This window comes from Bradyrhizobium rifense (assembly GCF_008123425.1).
Classification (GTDB): Bacteria; Pseudomonadota; Alphaproteobacteria; order Rhizobiales; family Xanthobacteraceae; genus Bradyrhizobium; species Bradyrhizobium rifense.
In genome coordinates this window covers 45,130-66,110 of the sequence record NZ_VSSS01000040.1, presented here as the reverse complement: position 1 = coordinate 66,110, position 20,981 = coordinate 45,130, and the positions used below count along the sequence as shown (strand labels likewise).

Annotated in this window: 20 protein-coding genes and 1 pseudogene; 12 read left to right on the top strand and 9 right to left on the bottom strand. The window is 63.7% G+C overall.

Annotated features, from left to right (window positions below):
* Positions 1-14 precede the first annotated feature (14 nt).
* The 9 genes and pseudogenes from FXB40_RS26070 (at position 15) to FXB40_RS26030 (ending at position 8,817) form a co-directional block, all read left to right on the top strand.
* Positions 15-1,148 (top strand): acyltransferase family protein, encoded by a 1,134-nt coding sequence (locus FXB40_RS26070; protein ID WP_246207953.1) that lies wholly within the window; start codon positions 15-17, stop codon positions 1,146-1,148.
* Between the two features lie 51 nt (positions 1,149-1,199).
* Positions 1,200-2,339: a cysteine desulfurase family protein gene (locus FXB40_RS26065; RefSeq protein WP_148775010.1), complete on the top strand. Its 1,140-nt coding sequence runs from the start codon at positions 1,200-1,202 to the stop codon at positions 2,337-2,339.
* Between the two features lie 125 nt (positions 2,340-2,464).
* The gene (sufB, locus tag FXB40_RS26060; RefSeq protein ID WP_148775009.1) at positions 2,465-3,961 is read left to right on the top strand and encodes a Fe-S cluster assembly protein SufB; all 1,497 of its coding nucleotides are present in this window, start codon (positions 2,465-2,467) and stop codon (positions 3,959-3,961) included.
* 62 nt (positions 3,962-4,023) lie between these two features.
* Positions 4,024-4,776, top strand: coding sequence for a Fe-S cluster assembly ATPase SufC (sufC, locus tag FXB40_RS26055; protein ID WP_148775008.1), 753 nt, complete (start codon positions 4,024-4,026; stop codon positions 4,774-4,776).
* 11 nt (positions 4,777-4,787) lie between these two features.
* A complete protein-coding gene (sufD, locus tag FXB40_RS26050) occupies positions 4,788-6,092 on the top strand; it encodes a Fe-S cluster assembly protein SufD (RefSeq protein ID WP_148775007.1) in 1,305 nt (434 codons plus the stop codon).
* Entirely contained in the window at positions 6,089-7,336 is a 1,248-nt protein-coding gene (locus FXB40_RS26045) for a cysteine desulfurase (protein WP_148775006.1), read from the top strand. The genes sufD and FXB40_RS26045 overlap by 4 nt, the downstream gene beginning before the upstream one ends.
* Positions 7,333-7,704 carry an SUF system Fe-S cluster assembly protein gene (locus FXB40_RS26040; protein ID WP_071914314.1) on the top strand — a complete coding sequence of 124 codons (372 nt, stop codon included), beginning with the start codon at positions 7,333-7,335 and terminating at the stop codon, positions 7,702-7,704. Before FXB40_RS26045 ends, FXB40_RS26040 begins: the two co-directional genes overlap by 4 nt.
* Before the next feature lie 65 nt (positions 7,705-7,769).
* Positions 7,770-8,180, top strand: coding sequence for a HesB/IscA family protein (locus FXB40_RS26035; RefSeq protein ID WP_148775005.1), 411 nt, complete (start codon positions 7,770-7,772; stop codon positions 8,178-8,180).
* A gap of 183 nt (positions 8,181-8,363) precedes the next feature.
* Positions 8,364-8,817: pseudogene (locus FXB40_RS26030) on the top strand (TfoX/Sxy family protein).
* A 49-nt stretch (positions 8,818-8,866) separates the two neighbouring features.
* On the opposite strand, the gene fabA (FXB40_RS26025) reads toward FXB40_RS26030, so the two are convergent.
* The 5 genes from fabA (FXB40_RS26025) to FXB40_RS26005 form a co-directional block, all read right to left on the bottom strand.
* Positions 8,867-9,397 (bottom strand): bifunctional 3-hydroxydecanoyl-ACP dehydratase/trans-2-decenoyl-ACP isomerase, encoded by a 531-nt coding sequence (fabA, locus tag FXB40_RS26025; protein WP_148775004.1) that lies wholly within the window; start codon positions 9,395-9,397, stop codon positions 8,867-8,869.
* A 119-nt stretch (positions 9,398-9,516) separates the two neighbouring features.
* Entirely contained in the window at positions 9,517-10,047 is a 531-nt protein-coding gene (fabA, locus tag FXB40_RS26020; protein WP_148775013.1) for a bifunctional 3-hydroxydecanoyl-ACP dehydratase/trans-2-decenoyl-ACP isomerase, read from the bottom strand.
* A 117-nt stretch (positions 10,048-10,164) separates the two neighbouring features.
* Positions 10,165-11,235, bottom strand: a complete 1,071-nt coding sequence (locus FXB40_RS26015) for a GGDEF domain-containing protein (protein WP_148775003.1) — start codon at positions 11,233-11,235, stop codon at positions 10,165-10,167.
* 128 nt (positions 11,236-11,363) lie between these two features.
* Complete coding sequence (locus FXB40_RS26010) at positions 11,364-12,908, bottom strand: DEAD/DEAH box helicase (RefSeq protein ID WP_148775002.1); 1,545 nt, start codon at positions 12,906-12,908, stop codon at positions 11,364-11,366.
* A gap of 281 nt (positions 12,909-13,189) precedes the next feature.
* Positions 13,190-14,152 carry a helix-turn-helix transcriptional regulator gene (locus FXB40_RS26005; RefSeq protein WP_148775001.1) on the bottom strand — a complete coding sequence of 321 codons (963 nt, stop codon included), beginning with the start codon at positions 14,150-14,152 and terminating at the stop codon, positions 13,190-13,192.
* Between the two features lie 191 nt (positions 14,153-14,343).
* Between FXB40_RS26005 and FXB40_RS26000 the strand changes: the two genes are divergently transcribed.
* On the top strand, positions 14,344-15,870 hold the full coding sequence (locus tag FXB40_RS26000) for a caspase family protein (RefSeq protein ID WP_148775000.1): 1,527 nt from the start codon (positions 14,344-14,346) through the stop codon (positions 15,868-15,870).
* A 30-nt stretch (positions 15,871-15,900) separates the two neighbouring features.
* Here FXB40_RS26000 and FXB40_RS25995 read toward each other — a convergent pair whose 3' ends face one another.
* Complete coding sequence (locus FXB40_RS25995) at positions 15,901-16,185, bottom strand: hypothetical protein (RefSeq protein ID WP_148774999.1); 285 nt, start codon at positions 16,183-16,185, stop codon at positions 15,901-15,903.
* Positions 16,186-16,306: 121 nt separating this feature from the next.
* On the opposite strand from FXB40_RS25995, the gene FXB40_RS25990 reads away from it, so the two are divergent.
* Together FXB40_RS25990 and FXB40_RS25985 are read left to right on the top strand one after the other, a co-directional pair.
* The gene (locus FXB40_RS25990) at positions 16,307-17,566 is read left to right on the top strand and encodes an FAD-dependent oxidoreductase (RefSeq protein WP_148774998.1); all 1,260 of its coding nucleotides are present in this window, start codon (positions 16,307-16,309) and stop codon (positions 17,564-17,566) included.
* A gap of 179 nt (positions 17,567-17,745) precedes the next feature.
* A complete protein-coding gene (locus tag FXB40_RS25985) occupies positions 17,746-18,516 on the top strand; it encodes an outer membrane protein (RefSeq protein WP_148774997.1) in 771 nt (256 codons plus the stop codon).
* Positions 18,517-18,627: 111 nt separating this feature from the next.
* Here FXB40_RS25985 and FXB40_RS25980 read toward each other — a convergent pair whose 3' ends face one another.
* From FXB40_RS25980 to FXB40_RS25970, 3 genes are all read right to left on the bottom strand, one after another.
* Positions 18,628-19,398 carry an SDR family NAD(P)-dependent oxidoreductase gene (locus FXB40_RS25980; protein ID WP_148774996.1) on the bottom strand — a complete coding sequence of 257 codons (771 nt, stop codon included), beginning with the start codon at positions 19,396-19,398 and terminating at the stop codon, positions 18,628-18,630.
* A 21-nt stretch (positions 19,399-19,419) separates the two neighbouring features.
* Positions 19,420-19,605, bottom strand: coding sequence for a hypothetical protein (locus tag FXB40_RS25975; protein ID WP_007591540.1), 186 nt, complete (start codon positions 19,603-19,605; stop codon positions 19,420-19,422).
* Positions 19,606-19,922: 317 nt separating this feature from the next.
* Positions 19,923-20,708, bottom strand: coding sequence for an outer membrane protein (locus FXB40_RS25970; protein ID WP_187437141.1), 786 nt, complete (start codon positions 20,706-20,708; stop codon positions 19,923-19,925).
* Positions 20,709-20,981 lie beyond the last annotated feature (273 nt).

Sequence of the window (20,981 nt, the reverse complement as noted above, 5' to 3'; positions counted from 1 at the left end):
ATTCTGCCAAAGTAGTGTTAGCCTTCGGACTCTTGATCTTCTACCACGTCGGCATGCTCTACGTGTCCTGGGGATTTCACATCAAGAGCGAGCACCGGCTGACCTGGCTCGAGCCGGTGATGCTGGTGCTCAATCCCTGGCGGCTGTCGCTGCTGTTCCTCGTCTCCGGGGTCGCCAGCCGCTTCATGCTGGGAAAGTATCGGCTCGCCGCCTTCGCCCGCGCACGGTCGGTGCGGCTCTTGATCCCGCTGATCTTCGGCATGCTCGTGATCGTGCCGCCGCAATCCTATCTCCAGATCGTCGAGAGCCTCGGTTATCCCGCGGGTTTCGCCGATTACTATCTCCACGACTATCTGGCGTTCAGCGCGCAGTTCTGCCCGAACCCCTGCATCGTGCAGCCGACCTGGAACCATCTCTGGTTCGTGCTCTATCTCTGGGTCTACACCATGGCCCTGGCCGGCGTGCTGTACGTATGGCCGGCGGCTGCCGAGTGGATTGGTGAGAGGCTGACGGCCGTGCACGCCGGGCCATGGCTGCTGGTGCTGCCCTGCCTGCTGTTCGCAGCCTGGCGGCTGTTTCTCTCGCCGATCTTCCCGTCGACGCATGCGCTGTTCGGCGACTGGTATGACCACGCGGACTATGCGACTGCGTTCCTGATCGGCTTCCTGCTTGCACGCGAGGGCGGCATCTGGCGCGACCTCGAGCGGCAACGGTGGACGGCGCTGACGCTTGCGGCCGCTTTCTTCGCCGCCTTCGTCCTCGTTTATGCCGGCTTGCTTCCGCGGTCGCCGATGCTGAGATGGTTCGCCGGCTCGGTCTATGGCTGCTACCAATGGCTGGCGATGGCGGCGGTGCTCGGCTTTGCGCGACGTCATTTGACGGCCGATGGCCCCGTGCGGCGCTATCTGACCGATGCGATCTTTCCCTATTACATCGTGCATCAGACCGCGATCATCGTGATCGCGCACGCATTGCAGGGCAGTGGGCTACCTGTGGGGAGCGAAGCCGCGATCGTGATATCAGGCACTGCGCTCACATGTCTCGTCACCTACGAGATCGCGCGTCGGATTGCCTGGCTGCGGCCGCTGTTCGGATTGCGGATGGAGCCCCGTTCCGTCGGCGGGATTGCGCAGCAACAGCCGGCCTGATGTGCGGCGGCTGCCGATTGGCGCGAGGGGAAAAGGTGCTAAGAGGGCGCCATGCCGAGCCGCGTCTACCTCGACTGGAATGCGACCACGCCGCTGCGCGCCGAGGCGCGCGCAGCGATGCTGGCCGCTTACGAACTGATCGGCAATCCGTCCTCGGTCCATGCCGAGGGGCGGGAGGCGCGACGGCTGGTCGAGGACGCACGTAGCTCGCTTGCGGCAGCCGTCGGCGCGCTGCCGCGGAACGTGGTTTTCACCTCTGCCGGAACCGAGGCCAATGCGCTGGCGCTGTCGCCCGGCTTGCGCGGCCGATCGGGCGAGCCGGTGCGGCGCCTCCTGGTTTCCGCGGTCGAGCATGCCTCGGTCTTGGCGGGCGGCCGATTCCCGGCCGGTGACATCGGCCAGATCCGTGTCACGCGCTCCGGCGTCGTCGACCTCGATCATCTCCGGGCGCTGCTCGCCGATGGCCCGCCCGCGCTGGTTTCGATCATGGCGGCCAACAACGAGACCGGCGCGCTCCAGCCGGTTGCGGAGGCGGCAGGGCTCGTTCACGAAGCCGGCGGCCTCCTGCACGTCGACGCGATCCAGGCGCTCGGCAAAATTGCGTTCAATATTAATGCGGTAGGCGGGGACCTTGCGACCTTTTCCGCGCATAAGATCGGCGGCCCCAAAGGCGTCGGCGCGCTGGTCGTGACTGAGGGGCTGACTGGGCTGGAACCTGTGCTGAGGGGTGGCGGACAGGAGCTCGGCCGGCGGGCGGGAACCGAGAATGTCGCTGGGATCGCCGGCCTCGGTGCGGCGGTGAAAGCCGCCCTTCAGGCTCTGCCGGAAGATGCGGAGCGGATGACAAGCCTCAGAGATCGCTTGGGAAATGGCCTTCGTTGCATTGCCGGGGCGACTGTCTTCGCGGAAGATGTAGAGAGGTTGTCAAATACCGTTCTGTTCACCGCGCCGGGGCTCAAGGCCGAGACTGCTGTGATCGGCTTCGACCTCGAAGGCATCGCCGTATCCTCCGGTTCGGCCTGTTCCTCTGGCAAGGTCCAGCCGTCCCACGTGCTCTCGGCGATGGGGTACGATGCCACCGTGGCCCAGGGAGCGGTGCGCCTAAGTCTGGGCTGGTCCACGGAACCGGATGACATCAACAGGGCGTTAGAGGCTTGGCGAAAGCTCGGTAATACCCTACTTAGAGGCTAAGCGACGAAACACGGCTTGAACGGTTCTAAGCCCGTGCTTTCCGCCAAAAAACATCGTAATAGACATCGTAATGCTCGTTTGAGTTTGATCCACCGCGGTCCTTGAAACCGCGAGCGGAGGATAGAATGCCAGCCGTCCAAGAGACGGTCGAGCGCGTCAAGCGCATCGACGTCGACCAGTATCGTTATGGGTTTGAGACCCAGATCGAGTCCGACAAGGCCCCCAAGGGGCTGTCCGAGGATACCGTCAGGTTCATCTCCGAGAAGAAGAACGAGCCCGCCTGGATGCTCCAGTGGCGGCTTGAAGCCTATCGGCGCTGGCTGACCATGACCGAGCCGACCTGGGCGCGCGTCAACTATCCCAAGATCGACTTCCAGGACCTCTATTACTATTCGGCGCCGAAGCCGAAGAAGACGGTCACCTCGCTCGACGAGATCGATCCGGAGATTCTGAAGACCTACGAGAAGCTCGGCATTCCCTTGCGGGAAGTCGCCATGCTCGAAGGCGTCGAGCCCAAGCCCGGCGAGCAAGATCCCGCGCGTCGCAAGATCGCGGTCGACGCTGTCTTCGATTCGGTCTCCGTTGCGACCACCTTCAAGGCGGAGCTGAAGAAGGCCGGCGTGATCTTCATGCCGATCTCGGAGGCCATCCGCGAGCACCCTGAATTGGTGCAGAAATATCTCGGCTCGGTGGTTCCGACCTCGGACAATTTCTACGCGACGCTGAACTCGGCGGTGTTCTCCGACGGCTCGTTCGTCTACGTGCCGCCGGGCGTGCGCTGCCCGATGGAGCTGTCGACCTATTTCCGCATCAACGAGCGCAACACCGGCCAGTTCGAGCGCACGCTGATCATCGCGGACAAGGGCTCTTACGTCAGCTATCTCGAAGGCTGCACCGCGCCGCAGCGCGACGAGAATCAGCTGCATGCCGCCGTGGTCGAGCTCGTCGCGCATGACGACGCCGAGATCAAATATTCGACGGTGCAGAACTGGTATCCGGGCAATTCGGAAGGCAAGGGCGGCATCTACAATTTCGTCACCAAGCGTGGCGACTGCCGCGGCGACCGCTCCAAGATTTCCTGGACCCAGGTCGAGACCGGCTCCGCCATCACCTGGAAGTATCCGAGCTGCATCTTGCGCGGCGACAATTCCAGCGGCGAGTTCTACTCGATCGCGATCTCAAACGGCTTCCAGCAGGTCGACTCGGGCACCAAGATGATCCATCTCGGCAAGAACACGTCGAGCCGGATCATCTCGAAGGGCATCGCGGCCGGCAAGTCGCAGAACACCTATCGCGGCCTCGTCACCGCGCACCGTAAAGCGACCGGTGCGCGCAACTTCACCGCCTGCGATTCCTTGCTCATCGGCGACAAGTGCGGGGCGCACACCGTGCCATACATCGAGGCCAAGAATTCCTCGGCGACGTTCGAGCACGAGGCGACGACCTCAAAAATCTCCGAGGACGTGCTGTTCTACTGCGTCCAGCGCGGGCTCAGCCAAGAGGAAGCCGTCGGCCTCGTCGTCAACGGTTTCGTCAAGGACGTGTTGCAGCAGCTGCCGATGGAGTTCGCGGTGGAAGCGCAGAAGCTGATCTCGATCTCGCTTGAAGGGTCGGTCGGCTAGTTGCCGACCCTCGCGGTGCGCAACTCGCGCTCCAACATCAATTGAATAAACTGGATACCAAGATGGCTTTGCTTGAAGTGAAAGACCTGCAGGTTCGTGTCGAGGAGCGTGAGATCCTCCACGGGCTGACGCTGACCGTGAACGAAGGCCAGGTGCACGCGATCATGGGGCCGAACGGCTCCGGCAAATCGACGCTCTCTCACGTCATCGCCGGCAAGCCCGGCTATGAGGTGACCGGCGGCCAGATCCTGTTCAGGGGTGAGGACCTCCTGGAAATGTCGCCGGACATGCGTGCGGCCAAGGGCGTGTTCCTGGCGTTCCAGTACCCGGTCGAGATTCCCGGCGTCGCCACCATGACCTTCCTGCGCACCGCGCTCAACGCACAGCGCAAGGCGCGCGGCGAGAGCGAATATTCGACCCCGGACTTCCTGAGGAAGGTCCGCGAGGTGTCGAAGTCGCTGAACATTCCGCAGGACATGCTCAAGCGCGGCGTCAATGTCGGCTTTTCCGGCGGCGAGAAGAAGCGCAACGAAGTGCTGCAGATGGCGCTGTTCGAGCCGAGCCTGTGCATCCTCGACGAGATGGATTCCGGCCTCGACATTGACGCGCTGCGCATCGCCGCCGACGGCGTCAACGCGCTGCGCTCGCCCAAGCGCGCGATGGTCGTGATCACCCACTATCAGCGGCTGCTCAACTACATCGTGCCCGACGTGGTGCACGTGATGTCGAAGGGCCGTGTCGTGAAGAGCGGCGGCAAGGAACTGGCGTTGGAGCTGGAAGCGTCCGGTTACGCCCAGTTCGAGGACGCCGCGTAAGGAATTTTGTAATGAACGTTGCTGTGGCAAAGACCGGAAAGGGCCGCGCGGTGAGCGATCTCTTCACCAGCGCCGAAGGCCGCTTGCCGGGTTCGCCGACTGTGATCGCAGCGCGCCGCGAGGCGTTCGAGACCTATGAGCGTCTCGGCCTGCCGCACCGCCGGATCGAGGAATGGAAATACACTGATCTTCGCGCGCTGGTCGGCGAGGTGCTGCCGCTGGCAGCTGCGCCCGATGCGCCCGCGCTGAAGCGCGCTGCGGATGCCGTGAAGGCGTATGCAATCGCCGGCGCCCGCAAGCTGGTGCTGGTCGACGGCGTGTTCGCGGCCGATCTGTCTGACGTCAAGGCGCTCGCCGCTGAGGCGGGCTTCAAGACGCTCCGGGAGACGCTGGAGAAAGATGCCGGTCTGCTGAAGACCGCGTCCACCGACGCCGTGATCGCGCTCAACGCGGCGATGGCGACCGATGGCGTGGTGCTGTCGATTGCCGACGGCGCTCAGCTGTCCGCACCGATCCAGATCATCCACATCGCGACCGCAGCTTCCGCATCTAGCTTCACCCGTTCGCAGGTCGCGGTCGGGAAGGGCGCTCGCGCCACCATCGTCGAGAGTTTCGTTGCGGCCGGCGCCAAAACCTACCAGATCAGCGACGCCGTGCTCGTCACGGTCGGCGACGATGCCGATGTCGCGCATATCCGCCTGATGGACGATGCGCCTGACGCGGTGAACGTGACCTCGCATTTCGTGACGGTCGGCGCCAACGTCAAATTCAATTTCTTCAACATGACCACCGGTGCGGCCGTCAGCCGGCTGCAAGGCTTCATCACGCTGGCGGGCGATGGCAGTGAGCTCTCGGCCAACGGCGTCAACCTGCTGCAGAAGACCGAGCATGGCGACACCACGCTGGTGGTCGACCACGCTGTTCCGAACTGCGTCAGCCGCGAAGTGTTCCGTGCGGTGATCGACGACCGTGGGCACTCGGTGTTCCAGGGCCGCATCATCGTTCGTCCCGATGCGCAGAAGACCGACGGCAAGATGATGATCCGGGCGCTGCTGCTCTCGGACGAAGCCGAGGCCGACAACAAGCCCGAGCTCGAGATCTTCGCCGATGACGTCTCCTGCGGCCACGGCGCCACCGCGGGTGCATTGGACGACAGCCTGCTGTTCTATCTGAAGGCGCGCGGCCTGCCCGAGAAGCAGGCCCAGGCGCTGCTGATCCAGGCTTTTGTGGGCGAAGCGATCGAGCAGATCGCTGATGATAATCTGCGCGAGCACGTGATCGGCATTGCCGAGCGCTGGCTGGAGCGCCGGTCATGAGCACGCATCCCGCAGTCAAGAACGGTGCCTATGACGTTGCGCGCGTGCGCCAGGATTTTCCGGCGCTTGCCATGCAGATCTACGGCAAGCCGCTGGTCTATCTCGACAACGCGGCGTCGGCGCAGAAGCCGAGCGCCGTGCTTGAGCGCATGACGCAGGCCTACACGTCCGAATACGCCAACGTCCATCGCGGCCTGCATTACCTCGCCAACGCCGCGACCGAAGCCTATGAGGGCGGCCGCTCCAAGGTGGCGCAGTTCATCAATGCTGCGCGTACCGAGGAAGTGATCTTCACCCGCAATGCCACCGAAGCGATCAATCTGGTCGCCTCGTCCTGGGGCGGGCCGAACATCAAAGAGGGCGACGAGATCGTCATCTCGATCATGGAGCACCACTCCAACATCGTGCCATGGCATTTCCTCAGGGAACGTCAGGGTGCCGTGATCAAGTGGGCGCCGGTCGACGACGAGGGCAATTTCCTCATCGACGAGTTCGAGAAGCTGTTGACGTCGAAGACCAAGCTGGTCGCGATCACGCAGATGTCGAACGCGCTCGGCACCATCGTGCCGGTCAAGGACGTCGTGAATATCGCCCATGCCCGCGGCATTCCCGTGCTGGTCGACGGGAGCCAGGGTGCCGTGCATCTGCCCGTCGACGTCCAGGATCTCGGCTGCGACTTCTACGTCTTCACCGGGCACAAGGTGTACGGTCCCACCGGCATCGGCGTGCTCTGGGCCAAGTACGACCACCTCGTTGCGATGCGCCCCTATAACGGGGGCGGCGAGATGATCCGCGAGGTCTCGCGCGAGATCGTCACCTATGGCGATCCCCCGCATAAATTCGAGGCCGGCACGCCCGCGATCGTCGAGGCGGTCGGCCTTGGCGCGGCCATCGACTACGTCAATTCGATCGGCAAGGAACGCATCGCCGCCCACGAGCACGATCTCGTCACCTACGCCCAGGAGAAGTTGCGCGAGATCAACTCGCTGCGGCTGATCGGCACCGCGCGGGGCAAGGGCCCGGTGATCTCCTTCGAGCTCAAGGGCGCGCACGCCCACGACGTCGCCACCGTGATCGACCGCCAGGGCATTGCGGTGCGCGCCGGCACCCATTGCGTGATGCCGCTTTTAGAGCGGTTCAACGTCACGGCCACATGCCGGGCCTCGTTCGGCATGTATAATACGCGGGAAGAAGTCGATCATCTGGCACAGGCGCTCTTGAAGGCGCGGGATTTGTTCGCATGAGTGACACGGCCGAAATCAAAGCCAATCCGATGGAGACTCATTCGGCGCTGCCGCCGGAGGAGACCGAGCGTCTCACCACCGAGATCATCGCCGGGCTCAAGACCGTGTTCGATCCGGAAATCCCGGCCGACATCTACGAGCTTGGCCTGATCTACAAGGTCGAGATCAAGGACGATCGCTCCGTTGACGTGCAGATGACCTTGACGACGCCGAACTGCCCGGCCGCCGGCGAGCTGCCGACCATGGTCGAGAACGCGGTCGCCAGCGTTCCCGGCGTCGGCGTGGTCGACGTCAAGGTGATCTGGGAGCCGGCCTGGACGCCGGAACGCATGAGCGACGAGGCCCGCCTCGTCCTCAATATGTGGTGACGCGTAACACTCTGCTTTGAATCCTCGGGCATTGAATTCGCTCAGCAACGGACCACATCACTGACATGACACAGATTTCGTCCGGCTCAACACCAGCGTCCACTCCGAAGCCCCGGCGTCCGCGTCCGCAGGTGATGCGGCTCACGGATGCCGCAGCCCAGCGCATCAGCGAACTGACGAGCCGCGCGGACTCCGAGATCGTCGGCCTGCGGGTCGGCGTCAAGAACGGCGGCTGCGCCGGCCAGTCCTACACGGTCGAATACGCCCATGATGTCCGACCGACCGACGAAGTCGTCGAGGACAAGGGCGTCAAGATCCTGGTCGACCCCAAGGCCGTGCTGTTCCTGCTCGGCACCGAGATGGACTACAAAGCCGACAAGATGCAGGCCCAGTTCGTCTTCAACAATCCCAACCAGATCTCCGCCTGCGGCTGCGGCGAGTCGGTCGAGCTGCGTCCGGCGCAGATCGACGGGTAAGCACGGGCTCGCGCCAAACACTCCTTTGTCGTCCCGGCGAACGCCGGGAGCCATACCGCGTGATCTGACGGTGACGTGTGGTATCGGTACCACGCTTTCTTAGCTGTCAGTCTTCGCTAAACTCCTCCCTGTGGTTATGGGTCCCGCGTTCGCGGGGACGAACGCCGGGGAGAGAGTTGGGCCATGGACCGCGAATTCCTGATCGACCTGTTCGCCGATTTCGGCCCCGTCGCCATCCGCAAGATGTTCTCCGGCTACGGCATCTCCGCCGACGGCATCAATTTCGCGCTCGCGTTGCGTGCCGGTCTGTTCTTCCGGGCCGATGAGGTGACCATTCCGGACTTTGAAGCGGAAGGCTCAAAACCGTTCCAGTATTCGACCCGTGCCAAGACCGTGCTGGTCAACTCTTACTGGGAGCTGCCGGCGCGCCTGTTCGACGATTCCGAGGAGCTGGCGCAATGGGCGAGGGCGGCGCTCGCCGCCGCCCAGCGCGCCAAGGTGAAGAAGCGGCCGAAGAAGAAGGCTACGGCGAAGAAGGCAGTTGCCCAGAAGCGGCCGGCCAAGAAAGCAACCAAGAGAACGGTCCGGTAGGGTGGGCAAAGCGGAGCGTGCCCCCCTCTTTTCGCGACCGAGATAGTGGTGGGCACGGCGCGTCGCGCCCTTGCCCACCCTACAGGACCTGAGGATCAATCCGCGGCCTTGGTCAGGCCAACCCGCATATCCTTTGCCACGAACACGCAGGTGCCGTCGGCAAGCACGCGGCCATCGGCTATTCCGAGCACCAGCTTGCCGCGGCGGACCATGCGCATGGCGACCTCGTAGCGCACCGATCGCGTCTCTTGCGTGATGGCACCCGTGACCTCGACCTCACCGACGCCGATGGCGCGGCCCTTGCCCGGAGAGCCCGACCAGCCGAGCCAGTAGCCGACCATCTGCCACATCGCATCCAGGCCGAGACTTCCCGGCATCATCGCGTCACCGCGATAGTGACAATTGAAAAACCAGTGGTCCGGCACGATGTCGAGCTCGCCGACGATATGGCCCTTGCCGAACGGGCCGCCGTCCAGGCTGATCTCGGTGATGCGGTCCATCATCAGCATCGGCGGCGCCGGCAATTGCGCATTGCCTGGGCCGAAATAGCCGCCTTCGCTCGATCTCAGCAGTTCGTCCCTGGTGTAGGACGGTTGTAACCTGTGAAAATCATGCGGGTTTGGCAAGACGACAGAACCTCCGTGGGCGCACGCTCGGGTGCATGGGGCCGACGACACAGCCTCAGATGTCGTCCGTCCGGGAACAATGTCAAGCGCACGGGCGGACCGATCCTGGCGCGGCGATGTCAGGCTGCCGACGTGGTGAGGCCGACGCGCAGATCCCGCACAACATAGACGCAGGTCTCATCGGCGAGCACGCGTCCATCCGCGACGCCGAGGGCCAGCCTGCCGCGCTTCACCTGGCGCATCGCAACCTCGTAGCGCACGCGTTTGATGTCCGGTGTGATCTGCCCCCTGAACTTGACGGCGCCGACACCCAGCGCCCGGATCGTCCCCGGCGAGCCAGACCACGCCAGCCAATAGCCGACCATCTGCCACAGCGCGTCGAGGCTGAGGCTTCCCGGCATCACGGGGTCGTCGGGGAGGTGACATTCGAAGAACCAGAGGCTGGCCGTCACGTCCAGCTCGGACACGATGTGGCCCTTGCCGAACGCGCCGCGGTCCAGGCTGATCTCGGGAATGCGATCCATCAGTAGCAAGGGCGGCGCGGGCAATTGCGCGTTGCCCGGGCCGAAGAAGCCGCCGTCGCTGGCCCTGAGCAGGTCGATCCCGCTGTAGGAGGATTGCGGCGTGTGAAAGTCGTGCGGATGGGGCAAGACGCTGGGCCTTTCGATCGCGACCGTCGAGCGTCGATTGCGCGTCACGTGCTCGACGTGTCGCTCAGGCCTATTACGGCTGCATGAAGGGGAGATGTCGCAGGCGCGACTGGCGGCTCAGGCCACCACCCGGTTGTGCGTCTCGACCGCGTATTCGGGGTCGACTTCGCAGATCACGCGATTGCGGCCGTTGCGCTTGGCCGCGTAGAGGCAGGCGTCCGCACGATCGATCAGCGTCTCGGTGTCGTCACCCTGCTTCAGCATGGAGACGCCGACGGAGATGGTGACGCGGCCGAGGATCTCGCCGGTCGACTTCTTCTTCAATTCCTTCGCCATTACGGCACGGCGGATATGGTCGGCGACGGTGAGAGCCTGGCGCAGCGCGGTGTTGGGCAGCACGACTGCGAATTCCTCGCCGCCATAGCGCGCGGTGATGTCCTGGCCCTTGATGGTCTGCTTCAGGGACAGGCCGACCAGCCGGAGCACCTGGTCGCCGGTGAGATGGCCATAGGAATCGTTGAACGATTTGAAATGGTCGATGTCGAACAGCAGGAGCGACAGCGGCTCGCCGCTCGCGAGCGCGCTCTGCACGGCCATGCCGATCATGCGGTCGAAATATTTGCGGTTGCCGAGGCCCGTCAGTGGATCTGTCAGGCTCTCGGCGCGGATCGCTTCCAGGCTCTGCTGGAGATTGCTGATCTCGCTCTTCGCCAGGATGAGCCGATCTTCAAGCGTCTTGTTGCTCTCACGCATGTCGCTTGTCGAACGGAGCAGAGATGCGATGATCGACTGGAGCTGGTCGGCCTTCTTGGCCAGTGACAGCTCCTTGGCCGCGCCCGACAGGCTCGCGTCGTAAGAGCTGGTCATCCCGAGAGCTTCGCTCAACACATCTACGACGTCGTCGATCTCGCCGATGACGCGCGCACCGACCTTGTCGATGCGGTCGGTCGTTTTGATGTGGGAGAGATAGGTGTCGTAGATCTGCTCGAGATCGGCCTCGGTCAGCTTGCCGTTGCGTGCCAGCGTCTCGTTGATGATCTTGTTGAGCGGCGCGTTATAGCCGGTCGCGTAGACGTACCAGATCTCGTAATTGCGGGGAATTGCGGTTTGCTTCAGCGACCGGATCTGACCGAGTGCCACCTCGGCGAACGCCATCGTGCGTTCATGTTCATCGAGAACCTTGACCACAGAACATACCCCACAGCGGTCGGTGCGCTAGCGACCGCAGCAATGCTTAAATTATGTTCGTAGGCTAACGGACGATCATGAACGGTCGGTAAACGGTCGACCGTTCAACTTACGCGTGTATCGTGGTATCAGGCTCCGGCGGGGGAGCGGACCGGTCGGAGCAGGAAGGCCGGGAGATGCGAGTGATCGCCGGGCTCGGTATCGGCCTCGCGCTGGCGGCGTGGCTCGGGACGGCCGATCGACGGCACATGCGACGGATTGGCCGGCTGGCGCGCGCCATGACGCGGCTCGGAGGATGGCCTGGCTTCGCGCGGAGGCCTTGCCTCGCGTGCAGGTCTCGCTTCGCGCGCGGGCCGTGCTTCGGCAGCAGGTCCTGCATCCGGTGAAGGCGTTGCCTCGGAGGAGTGTCGCGCCTCGCGCGGCTCGTGGCTGCGCTCACGGTCGCGACCGCGCTGCGGCTTGCCGCGTCCGCCGCGGGAACGTTCGCGATCACGGCCTCGCGATTCGCGCGGACGGTCGCTCTGCTCACCCGAACCAGCCTGCACTTCGTAATCGCCCTCGGCGCGAGGAATGCTCTGGCCGATCAGCTTCTCGATCGCCACCATCGACTTCTGGTCGAGCGGCGTGACGAGCGAGATGGCCATGCCGCTGCGGCCGGCGCGGCCGGTGCGGCCGACGCGATGGACGTAATCGTCGGGATGGTGGGGGACGTCGAAATTGAAGACGTGGCTGACCTCGGGAATGTCGAGACCGCGGGCGGCCACATCGGAGGCAACCAGCAGCGGCAGCTCACCCTTGCGGAACTGTTCGAGTGCCGCCGTGCGGGCCGACTGGTCCATGTCGCCATGCAGGGCGCCGACGCTGAAACCGTGCTTTTGCAGCGATTTGTGAACGACGGCGACCTCGCGCTTGCGATTGCAGAAGATGATCGCGTTCTGAAGATCCTTGGCCTCGCGCAGCAGGCGGCGCAGCAATTCGCGCTTTTCATGCGCCTCGCGCCCGGCCGGGACCTGACACTGCGTGACAGTGACGGCCGTGGTGGCGGGTTTGGAGACTTCGACCTTCTGCGGATTGTGCAGAAAGGTCTCGGTGATGCGCCGGATTTCCGGCGGCATGGTCGCGGTGAAGAACAGGGTCTGCCGCGTGAAGGGGACGAGCTTGCAAACGCGCTCGATGTCCGGGATGAAACCCATGTCCAGCATGCGATCGGCTTCGTCGATGACGAGCAACTCGACGCCGGTGAGCAGCAGGCCGCCGCGCTCGGTATGGTCGAGCAACCGGCCTGGCGTTGCGATCAGCACGTCGACGCCGCGGGTCAGCTTGGCATCCTGGTCGCCGAAGGAGACGCCGCCGATCAGCAGGGCGACGTTGAGTTTCTGGCCGGCGCCGTAGCGGTCGAAGTTTTCCTTCACCTGCGCTGCGAGCTCGCGGGTCGGCTCCAGGATCAGCGTGCGCGGCATGCGTGCCCGGGCGCGACCCTTTTCGAGAATGGTGAGCATCGGCAGCACGAAGGCCGCGGTCTTGCCGGTGCCGGTCTGGGCGATGCCGAGTACGTCCTTGCGTGCGAGGACGTGGGGGATCGCCTGTTCCTGGATGGGGGTAGGGGTGGTGTAACCGGTGGCCGCCACTGCGGCGAGGACTTTTTCGGATAGTCCGAGATTGGAAAAGGACATTGAGCCTCTGGTCGAAACCGCCGTTCGGAATCGAGGGTAATAAGGCTGTCGCGTTCCACCCCGAAACGGCGCGCTCTCAAAGAAGCTGGGGGTGCTGACTCACGCGAACAAAGCGCCAAGCTCAGGAATCGCTCTTCGATACCGAGCCGCGTCGACCCGGAACATAGGGCGGAATCGGCCAAAGTCAATGGAGCAGCCGCGGGAAGGCCCTAAAAACCCTAGGGTTTTTGCCCAAATACCGGGCGCGGCTCGACTTTTCGCCGCGGCGGCCAGCCCGAGGGTTAACGCGCCCCTGCGGCCTGGGCCCGGAAATCGCCAGGCGCCATGCCGTAGGCGGCGTTGAAGACCCGGTAATAGGTCGCAAGGCTCTCGAAGCCGCAGGCGCTGGCGATGTCGGCGATCAGCCGCTCCGGGGCTTCGCGCATCAAGCGGCGGCTTCTCTTCAGCCGCTCTTCCGTCACGGTCTGGGAGAAGCTGCGGTCGGCGACCTCGAACAGCATGTGCAAATGGCGCACGGAGACGCCGAGCAGATCGGCGACACGCGCCGGCGCCAGATCGGGGTCTTGCAGACGGTGCGCGATCAGGCGCCGCGCGAGCGAGAGGCGGGCGGTCCGGAGCGCGGCCTGTCCGCGCCGGCTGCCCGGCCGGACGATGCCGCGCTCGATCAGCGCCAGATGCCCCAAGGCCTGCACAAGCGGGACGGCGCCGGCCGAACCATCATGCGCGGCCGCCTCGCCGAGGTCGGCAAAGCAGGCATCGAGCAGAGGTGCGAGAGCGGGATCGTTGAAAACCTTGGGCGCAAGCTCGCGCGTGCGCTTGTCCTGCGTCGCGAGGCCGCTGACGGGGATCTTCAGGATCCGCAGGTGGAAACCGGCATCGCCAAGCGGCCTCGTGCGGTAGGGCAGGTCGGTGTGGCTGGTGGCAAAGGCGCCATTGGCGATCGCGAAATCGCTCGAGCGCATGCCGCCGAACCAACCGCCGCCGCCGAGCTGCTGGTAGACGCAGATGCTGTCACCCGGCGCGTAGCCGATGTCGGCCTGGCTGCGCTCGACCGCATAGGACGAGGCCTTCAGCTCCACGAGGGCGCCATTGCCGACATGGCTTAGCGAGAATTCCCCGTAAAAGCCTGCGCGCTGCTCGCGCTCGAGCTCCGCCGTGACTCCGAACAGCCCCTTGGCGCGCACCTCGCGCCAAAAATCGAAGCGATCGTGAGGCTCGACCTCGTCAGTGCACCATCGATACACGGCAGCCCTCGTCTCGAACGGAATTCCGCCCAAGAAAAAGCAGATTCCACGGGAATCTGCCATAGGCCAGTTCATGGAACCGCAGGGACGGACCGGTTGAACCGCCGTTACGGCTGGACCGACTATCACATCAACGGCGTAAGGTTCCGCATGGAGCCAACGGGGAGCCGTTCTGCAACGGGAATATCGCGATGACGCGTCGGGTTTTCAGGATTTTGGCAGCACTTGGACTGGCCGCGAGCCTCAGCGGTTTCGCAAGTGCCGCGCATGCCGAAAAGCGGGTCGCGCTCGTCGTCGGCAACAACGACTACAAGAACGTTCCAAAACTCCTGAAGGCCGTCAACGACGCCCGCACCATGGGCGATACGCTGAAGCAGCTCGGCTTCACCGTGATGGTCGCCGAAAACCAGAACCGTCAGCAATTCTCCGAGACGCTGCTCGCCTTCGACCGGGCGATCGAGCCCGGCGACACCGCGTTCTTCTTTTACGCCGGCCATGGTTTCGAGATCGCGGGCCAGAACTATCTGCTGCCGACCGACGTGCCGGCGGCGACCGAAGGCCAGGAAGAGCTGGTGCGCGACGCCTCCATTCTCGCCGACCGCGTTGTCGAGCGGCTCCAGAACAAGAAGGCGCGAACCTCGATCCTGGTGTTCGACGCCTGCCGCAACAATCCGTTCGAGCGCAGCGGGACCCGCGCGGTGGCCGGCGGCGGCGGGCTCGCGCCGATGACGCAACTGCCCGAAGGCGTGTTCTCGGTGTTCTCCGCCGGTCCGCGGCAGACCGCGCTCGATCGTCTGTCCAATGACGACGCCAACCCCAATTCGGTGTTCACGCGCACCTTCGCCAAGGAGCTGCTGCAGCCCGGCGAGAACCTCGTGCAGGTGGCGCAGCGCACGCGCCGTCTGGTCAGCGAGATGGCCGACACCGTCAAGCACAAGCAGGTGCCGGTCTATTTCGACCAGATGGTCGACGACGTCTTCCTCAGCGGCATCGCCAAGGATGCGGCCGCCGCCACTGCGGCCCGGCCCGCCGATCCGCCGCCGCAGAAGGTCGCGGCACTGCCGCCGGTGTCGGTGCCGCGCGTGCCGAAGGAGGAGACAACCAACGCGCCGATCGCGAGCTTCTCGCGCCACAATGGCGGTTGGTCGGTGGTGTTTTCCTTTGCTGATCCCACGATCGGAATTTCCTGGCGCATGGCCGGCAGTGGCGATTTCCGCGAAACCGGCTTCATCGATACGCTCGATCCACGCACGCGCAAGCGGATGCCGAACCCGTCGATCGAACTGCCTCCGGATGCGCAGGCCGGCACCATCGAGGTCCGCTACGTCGATGCGTCCGGGGACATGCAGGGACCGTTTCCGATCAAGTTCGACCCTGAGGCCGCGCTGATCCGCGACCAGCGCAAGATCCTCGACATGACCGCCACGAGTTGGCTCTCGTTCCGCGAGTTCAACGGGCTGCTGGTCTACTACACGCATCTGGTGTCGTACCGCTGCGCGATCCGCGAGGTGCGCATCGGCATCGATAGTGCCGTGCCCAACCAGGTGCTGAAGCTGCCACCCTGCGATCTCAGGGACCCCTCCGCAATCTCCGCCGGCATGCTGCTCTACCAGAAGCTTCCACCAACAACGCAGCTCATGTCGGTCGAGTTGACCTATCGCGACGGTAGCGTCTCGGAGGTCAAGAGCTTTCGTACCGCGAACCGCAGCAACAATTGAGCTGTATCGAGGAGGGCGGGTACTGGTCCGCTAGGCCCGACGATTCCTGAAGAAGCGCTTGGCGGAGTCGATGGCCTCGATCAAGGGCGGCGCCAGCGAGAAGAAAGTTCCCATGGCGATCGAGATGATGACATGGCTTAGCAGGAGCCTCTCCTGCTCCTCAAACGGATAACCGTTCTGATTGATCCGCACCGGTGCAAGCGCACCCGTTGCCCGCGACTCCAGCCTACGCGGTTTGCGCGCCGGAAGCATGAGCACGACAAAAAGCACGTTGATCAACAACCAGATGCCAAGCACTATGAGGAAGGTGCGCACAACAAGATCATCCTTAAATCAATCGAACTTGTCAGCAACGCTACGGACCATTCGCTCTCGCGGCAAACCAATTCGGGCTTGTTGCACCGCACAGCGGACTAAAGTCGTAAGCGAGGATCTGATGGTTGAAACAGATACGCCTCGGCACACCGTGCGTCACTCCGTGAGAGTCCGGTGTTGCATCGTCGGCGGCGGGCCGGCGGGCATGATGCTCGGCTATCTCCTGGGGCGCGCCGGAATCGATGTCGTGGTGCTGGAGAAGCACGCCGATTTCTTCCGCGACTTTCGCGGCGACACCGTGCATCCATCGACGCTCCAGGTGATGGACGAGCTCGGACTGATCGACGGATTTTTGAAGCTGCCGCATCAGCGCTTGCAGAAGATGGACGGCCTGTTCGGCGGCACGCCGGTTCGGATCGCCGATCTCGCTCGGCTTGATACGAAGTACCCCTTCATCGCCTTCATGCCGCAATGGGATTTTCTGAACTTCCTGCGCGAGGAAGGTCAACGCTTCGCCTCGCTGAAGGTGATGATGAGCACGGAAGCGGTCGACCTGATCCACCGCGGCGAGACCATCGCCGGCGTGCGCGCAGAGACGCCGGATGGCATCGTTGACATCGAGGCCGACCTCACCATCGCCTGCGACGGCCGGCATTCCATTGTGCGCGAGCGCGCGGGCCTCGAGGTCGAGGAAATCGGTGCGCCGATGGACGTGCTGTGGTTCCGTGCCGGCCGGACTCCCGACGAGACCGAGAATTTGTTCGCGCGGATCGAGCCCGGCAAGATGATGGTGACGTTCGACCGCGGCGATTACTGGCAATGCGCCTATGTCATCGCCAAGGGACAGTATGATGCGGTGAAGGCGAGGGGATTGCAGGCACTGCTCGACGACGTCGTGCGCATGGCGCCGGTCCTCAGGCAGGGAATTGCCGACGTGAAGAGCTTTGACGACGTCAAATTGCTGACGGTCGCGATCAATCGCCTGAGCCGCTGGACGCGGCCCGGATTGCTCTGCATCGGCGACGCCGCGCATGCGATGTCGCCGATCGGCGGCGTCGGCGTCAATCTTGCCGTGCAGGATGCGGTCGCGACAGCAAACCTGCTCGCGGACAGACTGGCGCGCGGCTGTCCATCGGAGGATGAGCTCGATGCCGTGCGGCGCCGCCGCGAGTTCCCGGTGAAGATGACGCAGGGGATGCAGGTGATCGTGCAGAACCACATCATCAGCGGCGCGCTGCAGGGCAGCAATCGTCCGCTCAAGGTGCCGCTGCTGCTGCGCTTGATCTCCGCACTGCCGTGGCTTCAGGGGATTCCGGCGCGATTCCTCGCGCTTGGTGTGCGGCCCGAGCATGTGCATTCGAAGACTGCGCCAGCGTCGTAACACAGGGATTTGGTAGGGATAATGTCGCGTTAAATTGCGCGCCTTGCGTTGCGTTCGCGCAACAGCGCACGCGGATTCAAAGACCGCAATTTGCCAATCCGGCGTCTTAACTCTCTTGATTCAAATTTGAGTAAGAACTGCGTGTGAGCGTGCGCCCATCAAAGGACACGGGGTGTACCATGCGTAACAAATTGATTGCTGCCTTCGCCTGCACGACCGCTCTGGTTTCGACCGGCGCTGCTTCCGCCGCCGATCTCGCCGCGCGTCCCTACACGAAGGCACCCGCTTATATGGAGCCCCTGTTCAACTGGACCGGCTTCTATGTCGGCGGCCACATCGGTGGCGCCTGGACCAACGAGCAGTTCATCAACAATGGCGTCGGCGCGCCGTTCGGCGATCTGACGCCGGGCCAGGGCTATCGTCAGCGTGGTACCGGCATCATGGGCGGCGCCCAGATCGGCTATAACTGGCAGGCCAACAACTACGTGTTCGGCATGGAAGGCACGATCTCCGGCCTCAACAACAAGGGCACCGTCGTGAACACCGCGTTCGGCGCGGGCGACGACGTGTTCACCTGGCGTGCGAACGTGCTTGCGACCATCGTCGGCCGCGCCGGCTTCGCTGTTCAGAACAACCTGTTCTACATCAAGGGCGGCTATGCCGGCGTCAACAACCGCCTGTCGGTAACCGACACGGTCGGCCCGGCGACGGGCAACGGCGGTCAGACTCACTGGGCCAATGGTTGGACCGTGGGCGCCGGTTGGGAATACGGCATCACCCGCAACTGGATCGTCGGCCTCGAGTACAATTACGCGGCCTTCGGCAGCCAGACCTATCAGCTCGGTGGCACCTCGGGCAATTACACGTTCGATGCCAAGCCGCGTGACATCCAGTGGGCCGTCGTCCGCGCCAGCTACAAGTTCGACGCCCCGGTCATCGCCCGCTACTGAGCAACGAAGTTCGACGCAACGGACGACTAGGAAGACAAGAAACGATCACTGCCAAAAATTCAAAGCCCCGGCTTCGGCCGGGGCTTTTTTTTGGGGCGATGCGATAGCGCCTTACGCCATCACCGAGAAGCCGCCGTCGACGGGGATCGCGGTGCCCGTGACGAAGTTCGAGGCGGGCGAGGCAAGGAACACAGCGATGCCGGCGAAGTCGTCGATATCGCCCCACCGCCCCGCAGGCGTACGCGCCAGCACGCGCTCGTGCAGGCCCGACACCTGTTGCCGCGCCCCGCGGGTGAGATCGGTGTCGATCCAACCCGGCAGGATGGCATTGACCTGGATGTTGTCGGGCGCCCAGGCATTGGCGCAGGCGCGCGTGTACTGCACGATGCCGCCCTTGCTCGCCGCATAGGCGGTCGCAAAGCTCGCGCCGAAGATCGACATCATCGAGCCGATGTTGATCACCTTGCCGTTGCCCGACGCCTTCAGCGCCGGATAGGCGAGCTTGGAGCACAGAAAGGCGCTGGTGAGGTTGGTATTGATCACCGTATTCCACTCGTCGAGCTCGAGCTCGTGCGGCGGCTTGCGGATGCTCATCCCGGCATTGTTGATGAGGATGTCGATGCGGCCAAGATCCTTGACGACACGCTCGACCATCGCGGCGATCGCCGCCTTGTCGGTCACGTCGGTGGTGACAGCAATCGCCTTCACGCCGCGCGCTTTGAGATCGGTAACCGCTGCGGCCGACTTGGTTTCGTTGCGTCCGACCACGGCAATATCGGCGCCGGCGTCGGCAAGCCCATGGGCGAGGCCGAGTCCGATGCCGCCATTGCCTCCTGTGACGATCGCGACCTTGCCGCGGAGATCGAACCGGTTGGATGTCATGCTTTCACTTCCTGGTTTCTTCTATTGGTTGCTTTGCCAGATCAACACCAGCCCGAAGCCTGCCATGGCCGCGCCATAGCCGGCCCATTGCAGCTGGTTGACCATGAAGCTCGATCTGGGCCAGGCGACGGTGCCCGTGCCCTGTCCGATCCAGAGCAGCCCGACAGCGAGGGCAAACAGGCCTGCTACAAGCAGAAATCTGCGCATGCATTCCTCCCTGTCGGTCTGATTCTGTCGCGACCGCCGGCATCACCGATCTCCGCCGGTCACGAAAACTTCCCTCCAGACTAGCCGTAGCTTCGGTTCAGATACAATGGCCGCGGACGCAAGGCCGCGGGGAGGACGCATGTCCATGCGCAAGGTTGTCAGGCCCGGCGACTGCGTAACGCGAGGCGCGCGGTGTAGCGATCCCTGATGCGGATGGCTGGAGGCGACGACCGTCGGGTGTTGCGGCCAAACGAAAAAGCCCCGGCGATGCCGGGGCTTTGACGTCTGAAGTTGAGTTCAGATCAGTGCTTTTCAGCTCAGTACTTGGCGACGACCGGGCCGGTCCAGTTGAAGCGATAGACCAGCGAGGTCGAGATCGTCTGGTTCCAGCTGTTGGCGCGGATGCTGTTGACGCCCGTCGGCAGGTTGGTGACGTCGGAGAGCTCATCCCGGGTCTTGGCGTTGTAGAAGGCCGAGCGATATTCAGTCTTCATGAACCAGCCGGGCGAGGAGATGCCGAAGAAGTTCAGGCTGTTCTCGACACCGCCGCCGACGAAGAAGCCGTTGCGGTTGTAGCCGCTGAGGTGCACGCCAGTCGGACCGCCAGCCAGGGTCGTGAAGCCGGTGCTTCCGAAGTGGGCGCCAGAGTAACCGCCGTTGACATAGGAGAGAACGTTCGGAGCGACCAGCCAGCCGAGGCGCACGCCAGCGGCCCAAGAGTCTTCCAGCTTCTGATTGCCGGTGTAGCCGAGGAGCGGATCCTGCACGGTGGAGCGGATGCTGCCGAACTGACCGTCAGCGAACACGCCGGCGACCCAGGTGCCGCTGAACTGCCAGTCGTAGCCGAGACCAACGGTGCCGAACCAACCCGAACCACCCTGACGTTGGGTGATGGTCAGCGGAACCGCGCCGACGGTCGACTGGATGGACTGATCGGAGTTCGAGAGACCACCGCCGCCACCGCCGAAGATGTAGAAGCCGGTCCAGCTGGCGACCGGCGCAACCACCGGGGCCTTGACGTAGGGACGGGCCGCAAGGTCAGCCGCCGAAGCCGAACCGGTCATGGCCGCAACCGCTGTCAGTGCGAGTACAATCTTCTTCATGATAAAATCCCCAACCTTGGTCCGTAGCAGGCGCGAGCGCACTGAAGTCCGTGTGATCTGATGCCCGGACTATAGACGGTTCTCGCCGAAATGCTGTTGCAGGGCAGGCACAGTCGCCGGAAAACGCCGCCGGCAGGATTTTGAGGCGTCGTCGCCAGATGTGCGAAAAACAACGCAATTTCAATGCGTTATTTGGGGCGTCGGGTCTTCGGTTCGGGTAAGTTTTCGTTAGGAAAGCGCCTTTGTCCGAAACGGAGGCAATCCTGCCTCGGC